Annotated in this window: 8 protein-coding genes; 4 read left to right on the forward strand and 4 right to left on the reverse strand. The window is 67.5% G+C overall.

Annotation, left to right across the window (positions count from 1 at the left end):
• The coding region (locus tag VNS22_RS23600; protein WP_349261878.1) for a cold-shock protein at window positions 1–132 on the forward strand (132 nt) is incomplete at its 5' end.
• Window positions 133–321: 189 nt separating this feature from the next.
• Here the strand turns inward: VNS22_RS23600 and VNS22_RS23605 are convergent.
• Window positions 322–1,761, reverse strand: coding sequence for a sodium:proton antiporter (locus VNS22_RS23605; RefSeq protein ID WP_325736858.1), 1,440 nt, complete (start codon window positions 1,759–1,761; stop codon window positions 322–324).
• Window positions 1,762–2,071: 310 nt separating this feature from the next.
• Between VNS22_RS23605 and clpS the strand changes: the two genes are divergently transcribed.
• Entirely contained in the window at window positions 2,072–2,398 is a 327-nt protein-coding gene (gene clpS / locus VNS22_RS23610) for an ATP-dependent Clp protease adapter ClpS (protein ID WP_159709660.1), read from the forward strand.
• 141 nt (window positions 2,399–2,539) lie between these two features.
• On the forward strand, window positions 2,540–4,894 hold the full coding sequence (gene clpA, locus VNS22_RS23615; protein WP_325736860.1) for an ATP-dependent Clp protease ATP-binding subunit ClpA: 2,355 nt from the start codon (window positions 2,540–2,542) through the stop codon (window positions 4,892–4,894).
• A gap of 42 nt (window positions 4,895–4,936) precedes the next feature.
• Here the strand turns inward: clpA and VNS22_RS23620 are convergent, their stop codons facing one another.
• Together VNS22_RS23620 and VNS22_RS23625 are read right to left on the reverse strand one after the other, a co-directional pair.
• Window positions 4,937–6,073, reverse strand: a complete 1,137-nt coding sequence (locus VNS22_RS23620; protein WP_325736862.1) for a GNAT family N-acetyltransferase — start codon at window positions 6,071–6,073, stop codon at window positions 4,937–4,939.
• Window positions 6,074–6,077: 4 nt separating this feature from the next.
• Window positions 6,078–6,551 (reverse strand): RidA family protein, encoded by a 474-nt coding sequence (locus tag VNS22_RS23625; protein ID WP_159709666.1) that lies wholly within the window; start codon window positions 6,549–6,551, stop codon window positions 6,078–6,080.
• A 143-nt stretch (window positions 6,552–6,694) separates the two neighbouring features.
• Between VNS22_RS23625 and VNS22_RS23630 the strand changes: the two genes are divergently transcribed.
• A complete protein-coding gene (locus VNS22_RS23630) occupies window positions 6,695–7,723 on the forward strand; it encodes an agmatine deiminase family protein (RefSeq protein ID WP_325736865.1) in 1,029 nt (342 codons plus the stop codon).
• Between the two features lie 12 nt (window positions 7,724–7,735).
• Here the strand turns inward: VNS22_RS23630 and VNS22_RS23635 are convergent.
• On the reverse strand, window positions 7,736–8,099 hold a 364-nt coding region (locus tag VNS22_RS23635), incomplete at its 5' end, for an inositol monophosphatase family protein (protein ID WP_325736867.1).

The following is an 8,099-nucleotide window of genomic DNA, read 5'->3' on the forward strand; positions in this document are numbered from 1 at the left end:
TTCGTTCACATCAGCGCCGTCCAGCGTTCGGGCATCGGTGATCTGCGCGAGGGCCAGAAGGTCGAGTACGAACTCGTTCAGGACCGCCGGAGCGGCAAGCTCTCGGCCGAGAACCTGCGCATCGTCGGGTAGTCGTCTTCCATCTGGCCGGTGTCGCGTCAGGCAGTGGCAGGCGGTGGCCCTCGAGGCTGCCGCTGGTCACGGCGGGGTGCCGGTCCAGATCGCGTTGCCGACCCTCATCCGTCGATGAGATCGAGCTGGCCCTGCGCCTGAACAAGGTGGCAGGGCTTTCGCGTTTTCCGGGGCAGGTGCTGCCCCAGCCTAGACGAAGAACACCAGGGTCAGCAGCACGAACACCGGCAACAGGATCGCGGCGGACCAGCCGATATAGCCGAAGAAACTGGGCATCCGGATGCCCATCTCGTCGGCGATGGCGCGGACCATGAAGTTGGGCGCGTTGCCGATATAGGTGTTGGCGCCCATGAACACGGCACCCGCGGAGATTGCGGTGAGCGTAGCCACCTTGCCGGTGGTCATCACCAGCGGGTCGCCGCCGGCCAGGTTGAAGAAGACCAGATAGGTCGGCGCATTGTCCAGGAACGAGCTGAGGATGCCGGTCGCCCAGAAATAGGCGGCGGGAATCGGCGCGCCGGCAGGATCGCTCACTGCCTGCACCAGCGGGGCGAACGGCCCCGCAAGGCCGGCCTTCAGCATGGCCAGCACCGGCACGATCGTCACGAAGATGGCGGCGAACAGCTTGGCCACCTCCAGGATCGGTCCCCAGCCGAACTCGTTGGCGAGCCTGGCGCTCTTCGGCGTGAGGGCCAGCGAGACCAGCGTGATCGCGATGAGCACCAGGTCGCGCAGGAGGGCCTGGGCCGTCAGCTCGACGCCGAGGAACGAGATCACCACCGGCCCCTGCCAGATGCCGCTGAACAGCACGATGGCCATGATGGCACCCAGCAGGACCAGGTTGGCCTTGCCCTCGAAGATCCGCTGGCCCCTGGGCGGCGGCGCGCCGTCCACGATCGCGAGTCGCCGGTCCAGGAGGTAGTAGCCTCCCAGAAGCAGACCGGCGGACAGCAGCATCGGCAAGAGCAGGTGCACGGTCGGCCAGAAGAACGGGACGCCCTTGAGGAAGCCCAGGAACAGAGGCGGATCACCCATGGGCGTGAGCGAGCCGCCGATGTTCGCGACGAGGAAGATGAAGAACACCATGGTGTGGACGCGGCGGGTCCGCCAGGCATTGGCCCGGATCAGGGGGCGGACCAGCAGCATGGCCGCCCCCGTGGTGCCGGTGACGCTGGCCAGGAGCGTGCCCACGGCCAGGGAAGCGGTGTTGGACGCCGGGCTCCCGTCGAAATAGCCGTCCAGCCGCAGGCCACCCGCCACGGTGAACAGCGCCAGGAGCAGGAGGATGAAGGGCAGGTATTCCAGCAGGCCGACATGGGCCAGCTCGTAGAGGCTGCCGTCCAGGCCGAGGGTCGGCAGCATCGGCAGGATCACCAGCGCCGCCCAGCCAAGGGCGATCTTGCCGTAGTGGTGGTGCCACAGGTCCGGCATCAGCAGCGGCATCAGCGCGATCGACAGGAGCAGCCCGGCGAACGGCAGCGCCCACCAGCCTGCCAGCTCCGCGCCGACGAAGCCGTGCCCGCCGGCATCCGCCGCGAGTGCCGGGCTGCCGGCAGCGATGAGGACCAGCAGGGCCAGGAGCGGCAGGGCCGAGATCGAGCGAAAGGCGGCGAGCGGACGAAACGGCATGCCGGTTCCAGCGTTGGTAAGCCGCGTCGGCACGACCCGGCGCGGCCGGTGCTACAACACGGTTCCCGGATTGGCCAAGGGTGGCCAGAGGATGACGAAGCGACTGCGGGACCCCATATGCCACTACGATGCAGCCGAACGACGCCCGCGCTCCGCTTCGAACAAAGCCGACTTGCAGAGGCTGCAGGGCGATTGTCCTCAGCCGGCAACGGGGGTTATGGTTCGGACGGACCGGAGCAACTCGGGTCTCCTCGGACCCCGAGCAGGTAGCATCGAACCTGAGGCGTGGGACTGTGAGACGACCATCGCGATGAGCGACAGAGACCAGGATCGGGGCATCATCGAGCGCGGCGGGGTGGCGACCAAGACCCACACCCGCACCGAGAAGCCATCCCTCTACAAGGTACTGCTCCTCAACGACGACTACACACCGATGGAGTTCGTCGTGCACGTGCTGGAGCGCTTCTTCCGCAAGAGCGAGGAGGAGGCGGTACAGATCATGCTGCACGTCCACCAGAAGGGCGTCGGCGTCTGCGGCGTCTACACCTTCGAGGTGGCGGAGACGAAAGTGATGCAGGTCATCGACTTCGCCCGGCAGAACCAGCATCCTCTCCAGTGCACGATGGAAAAGGAATGATGAGCGTCATGGCGATCGACATCCGGTCGATCGGCCAGATCCCGGCCATCCGGCCGGCGACCCGAGGGGTCATGGCAAGGGCAGGCGGCCCCTCAGCCCTTTTTGCCGTCCGCCCACCCCAGCAAGGCGAGTGACCCGAACATGCTGTCGCGCAATCTCGAAAAGTCGCTGAGGCGGGCACTGGCTCTGGCCAATGCCAAGCAGCACGAATACGCCACGCTCGAGCACCTCCTGATGGCGCTCACCGAGGATCCCGACGCGATGGCGGTCATGAAGGCCTGCGCCGTCGACCTCGACCGGCTCCGCCTCGTGCTCAGCCAGTATCTCGAGCACGAGATGAGCGGGCTGATCGTGGAGGCCGGCACCGATGCTAAGCCGACCGCCGGCCTGCAGCGCGTGATCCAGCGCGCGGCGATCCACGTCCAGTCGTCCGGCCGCCACGAGGTGACCGGTGCGAACGTCCTGGTGGCGCTGTTCTCCGAGCGTGAATGCCACGCCGTGTTCTTCCTGCAGGAGCAGAACTGCTCGCGGCTGGACGCGGTCAACTACATCAGCCACGGTATCTCGAAGAAGCCCGGCATGTCCGAGGATCGTCGCCCGCGCGGTGCGGACGAGCGGGATGAGGAGGGTGCTCCGACGGCACAGAAGAAGGACGAGAAGGACGCGCTGTCCCAGTACTGCGTGCACCTGAACAAGAAGGCGGCCGAAGGCAAGATCGACATCTTGATCGGCCGCGACAACGAGATCGAGCGCACGATCCAGATCCTGTGTCGGCGCTCGAAGAACAACCCGTTGTTCGTCGGTGACCCAGGCGTCGGCAAGACCGCGATTGCCGAGGGCCTGGCGCTCAGGATCGTCCAGGGCAATGTGCCGGAAATCCTTAAGAACTGCGTGATCTACTCGCTCGACATGGGCGCGCTACTGGCCGGCACGCGCTACCGTGGCGATTTCGAGGAGCGGCTCAAGAGCGTCATCAGCGAGCTCGAGAACGACAGCCGCGCGATCCTGTTCATCGACGAGATCCACACCGTGATCGGTGCGGGCGCCACCTCCGGCGGCTCCCTGGATGCGTCCAACCTCCTCAAGCCGGCGCTGGCTTCCGGCGGGCTACGCTGCATCGGCAGCACGACCTACAAGGAGTTCCGCAACTATTTCGAGAAGGACCGGGCCCTGGTCCGGCGCTTCCAGAAGATCGACATCCCCGAGCCGACCGAGGACGAGAGCGTCAAGATCCTGCATGGCCTGAAGCCGAGCTTCGAGGAGCACCATCAGGTCAAGTACACCAACAATGCGCTCAAGGCCGCGGTGAAGCTGGCGGTGCGCTACATCCACGACCGCAAGCTCCCCGACAAGGCGATCGACATCATCGACGAGGTCGGTGCCGCGCAGATGATCAAGCCGGAAGGCCAGCGCAAGAAGACCATCGGGGCCAAGGAGGTCGAGGAGATCGTGGCCCGGATCGCCCGGGTGCCGATCAAGGCGGTCTCGGCGCGCGACAAGGAATCGCTCAAGCACCTGGACGCCGACCTCAAGGGCGCGGTCTATGGCCAGGACAGCGCGATCCAGGCCCTGTCCTCGGCGATCAAGCTGTCCCGGGCAGGATTGCGCGACCCGCAGAAGCCGATCGGCTGCTACCTGTTCAGCGGCCCCACCGGTGTGGGCAAGACCGAGGCGGCCCGTCAGCTCGCCAAGACCATGGGCATCGAGCTGATCCGCTTCGACATGTCCGAGTATATGGAGCGCCACGCGGTCAGCCGGCTGATCGGCGCACCTCCGGGCTATGTCGGCTTCGACCAGGGCGGGCTGCTGACCGACAGCATCGACCAGCACCCGCACGCCGTCCTCCTGCTGGACGAGATCGAGAAGGCGCACCCCGACGTCTTCAACATCCTCCTGCAGGTGATGGACTACGGCAAGCTCACCGACAACAACGGCAAGACCGTCGACTTCCGCAACGTGGTCCTGATCATGACCACCAATGCGGGTGCTGCCGACATGGCCAAGCCGGCGATGGGCTTCGGCAGCTCGGTGCGGCAGAACGAGGACAAGGAGGCGATCAACCGCCTCTTCACTCCTGAGTTCCGCAACCGGCTGGACGCGGTGATCCCGTTCGCGGGCCTCACTCCGGTGATCGTGCGCAACGTGGTCGACAAGTTCGTCAAGGAACTGGGCGCGCAGCTGGCCGACCGGCGGGTCGCGATCGAGGTCGACGATCTGGCGCGCGACTGGCTGGCGGAGAAGGGCTACGAGCCGCTGTTCGGTGCCAGGCCGCTGGCGCGGCTGATCCAGGAGAAGATCAAGCGGCCGCTGGCCGACGAGCTCCTGTTCGGCCGGCTGGTCAAGGGCGGCAAGGTCGTGGTGACGATCGAGGACGGCGAGCCCGCCTTCCAGATCACGCCCACCGGCGGCGGCCCGGCCCTGCTGCCGAAGCCCGGTCCGGCCGCGGACGATGACGAGGAGGAAGAGGACGACCAGCAGCTGACGGTCGACGCCTGACTCTTCGAGCCTGATCCACCGGGTCCGAAAGGCTCCCGGGGATCAGGCGGCCGGCTCCGGCCGCGTGGCATAGGGCAGGGCGGCTTCCAGCTCTGCCCGTTCCACCTGGATCGCCCGGCGCTCCCTCTTCAGGAACCGGTCGATCGCGTCCCGCAGGCCCGGATGGGTGATGCGGTGGGCGCTGTAGGTGAGGATCGGTGCATAGCCGCGCTGGACCTTGTGCACGCCCTGGGCACCTGCCTCGACCCGGGGCAGGCCGTGCGCGATCGCCCACTCGATCGCCTGATAATAGCACAGCTCGAAATGGAGGAAGCGGTACTCCTCCAGGCTGCCCCAGATCCGGCCGTAGAGTGCCTCCTGGCCCACCAGGTTCAGGGCCACCGCCACCGTCCGCCTGCCTTCCCGTGCCCGCATCAGCACGACCCGGTCCGCCATGGTGCGGCCGAGCCGGCGGAACAGGTCGCGGGTGAGATAGGCGTTGCCCCAGCGTTTCTCGACCGTGGCGAGATAGAAGGGCCAGAAATCGTCCAGGACGGTCTCGCCCAGCTCGGCGCCGGTCAGAGTCTCGACCACCAGCCCGGAGCTGGCCACCGCTTCGCGCTCCTTGCGGATCATCTTGCGCTTGGAGCTGCGCAGCGTACCGAGGAAGTCCTGGAAGTCGCGATAGCCGGGGTTGCTCAGGTGGTATTGCAGGCCCAGCCGCTGGAGGAACCCGGCCTGGCCCAGCGCCGTCCACTCCGCCTCGCTGCAGAAGGTGACATGGAGGGAGGACAGGCCGGTCGCCTGGAGCATGTCGTCCAGCCCGCGCACCAGCAGGTCGCGGGCCTCCGGCGTGCTCGCCAGCAGGCGGCTGCCTGGCACCGGCGTGAACGGGACGGCCACCTGAAGCTTCGGATAGTAGCTGCCGCCGGCGCGCTCGAACGCGTCCGCCCAGCCATGGTCGAACACATACTCGCCCCAGCTGTGGCTCTTGGCATAGACGGGCGCTGCGGCCAGCAGCGTGTCGCCTTCCTCGACCACGGCCGCCAGCGGCTGCCAGCCCGTGTCGGTAGCGGCCGAACCGGACTGCTCCATGGCCGAGAGATAGGCATAGCTCATGAACGGGTCGCCCGTGCCGGCGAGCCGGTCCCAGGCCGCGGCATCGAGCGAGGCGACGCCGTCGCTTACCCGAAAGCGCAAGGGCTCAGTCGACCAGGAACACGGCGTCGACCTCGACCGCGCAGTTCAGCGGCAGGGACGGCGAGCCGATCGCACAGCGCGCATGGCGGCCGACCTCGCCCAGCACCTGGACGAACAGGTCCGAGGCGCCGTTGATGACCTTGGGATGCTCGAAGAAGTCCGGGGTGCAGGCCACCCAGCCGGTGACCTTCAGGGTCGCCTTGATCCGGCCGAGATCGCCATCCAGCGCGGCCTTGGCCTGGGCCAGCACGTTCAGCGCACACTGACGGGCCGCCCGCTGCCCGTCCTCCACGGAGACGCCGCCGCCGAGCTTGCCCTCGACCAGGATCCGCCCGTCGCGGAACGGCACCTGGCCGGCGATCCAGAGCGTCCCGGCGCCCAGGCGCGCCGGAATATAGTTGAACTGTACCGCCGGTGGGGTCGGCAGCTCGATCCCGAGCTCCTTCAGCCGTGCCTCGATCGCAGCGCTCTGGCTCATGTCCCTGATTCTCCGCTGGGCATCCCTCGCAGGCGCAACCTAGGCGTCCGGCGGGCTTTGGGCCAGGGGGCGAGGCGCCGTTGCGCACCGCGATGACATCGGGCACGATCGGCGCAGTGGGGATTGCCGGGTTGGGAAATTCATTGAGCACGCCGCGCGACGATGGCTTCTTCATGCCGGCGGAATGGGCGCCGCACCGCCGCTGCTGGATGGCGTGGCCCTGCAACTCGCAGGTCTGGGGTGACCGGCTGCAGGCGGCGCGCGATGTCTATGCCGACATCGCGGATGCCATCGCCCAGTTCGAGCCGGTGACCATGATCGTGCGGCCGGACCTGATGACCACCGCCTCGCTGGTCACCTCCAAGAACATCTCGATCCTGCCGATGGCCCAGTCCGACAGCTGGACCCGCGACACCTGCCCGAGCTTCCTGATCGACGGCAAGGGCAATGCCGCGGGCGTGGCCTGGCGGTTCAACGGCTGGGGCGGCGTGCATCAGGATTTCGAGGAGGATGCGGCGATGGCGGTGCGGGTGCTGGAGCACCTGAACCTGCCGGCCTACCTGAGCGAGCTGGTGACCGAGGGCGGCGCCATTCATGTGGATGGCGAGGGCACCTGCCTCCTGTGCGAGACGGCCATCCTGGACCCTGCGCGCAATCCTGGCCTCGGGCGCGAGGAGGTCGAGGCCGAGCTGCGCGCCATGCTCGGCGTGTCCACCTTCATCTGGCTGGAGGCAGGCCTCGCTGATGACGAGACCAACGGCCATATCGACAACATCGCCTGCTTCGCCCGGCCGGGCGTGGTCATCACCATGCAGTGCGACGATGTCGACGACCCCGACTACGTGATCCTGCGCCGCAACCTCGAGACGCTACGCGCGGCGCGTGATGCCAAGGACCGCGAGCTGGAAATCGTCACCCTGCCCAAGCCGAAGACCCGCCTGAAGGACGACGGGACCCGGCTGACCCTGTCCTATGTGAACTTCTACATCGCCAATGGCGGGATCATCATGCCGGGCTTCGGCGACCCCGCCGACAAGGTCGCCTACCGGACGCTGGAAGCGGTGTTCCCGGACCGGGAGGTGGTGCAGATCCCGTGCCTGGACCTGCTCTATGGGGGCGGCGGCATCCACTGCATCACCCAGCAGCAGCCCGCGGCCGAGCCAGCCGCCTGACAGCGGCGGCGTTCAGCCGGCGGCGAGGAGGTCGCGGAAGGCGTCACCGAGGTTCGCGTTGGCCGCCATCACCGTGCCTTCCTCCCAAGGCCGGTCATCGCCCTCCAGCCGGGCCGCCTTGCCGCCGGCCTCGCGGACCAGCAGCATTCCGGCCGCATAATCCCAGGGCTTGATCCCGTATTCCCAGTAGGCGTCGAGCCGCCCGCAGGCGACATAGGCGAGGTCGAGCGAGGCGGCGCCCATGCGGCGCAGGCCCGCCACCTTGTCGGCGACCCGCTCGTATTGGCCGGGGAAGCTCTTGCGCCCCTTCCAGTCGCGCACCGGCAGGCCGCAGCCGACCAGAGCGCGGTCGATCTCGGCAGTGCGCGAGACGCGG

This window comes from Geminicoccus sp. (genome assembly GCF_035556675.1).
Classification (GTDB): Bacteria; Pseudomonadota; Alphaproteobacteria; order Geminicoccales; family Geminicoccaceae; genus Geminicoccus.

Bases quoted from the DNA above. Each gene is read 5' to 3' on its own strand.
- VNS22_RS23605 (WP_325736858.1), bottom strand. From the start codon at position 1,761: ATGCCGTTTCGTCCGCTCGCCGCCTTTCGCTCGATCTCGGCCCTGCCG.
- clpS (WP_159709660.1), top strand. From the start codon at position 2,072: ATGAGCGACAGAGACCAGGATCGGGGCATCATCGAGCGCGGCGGGGTG.
- clpA (WP_325736860.1), top strand. From the start codon at position 2,540: ATGCTGTCGCGCAATCTCGAAAAGTCGCTGAGGCGGGCACTGGCTCTG.
- VNS22_RS23625 (WP_159709666.1), bottom strand. From the start codon at position 6,551: ATGAGCCAGAGCGCTGCGATCGAGGCACGGCTGAAGGAGCTCGGGATC.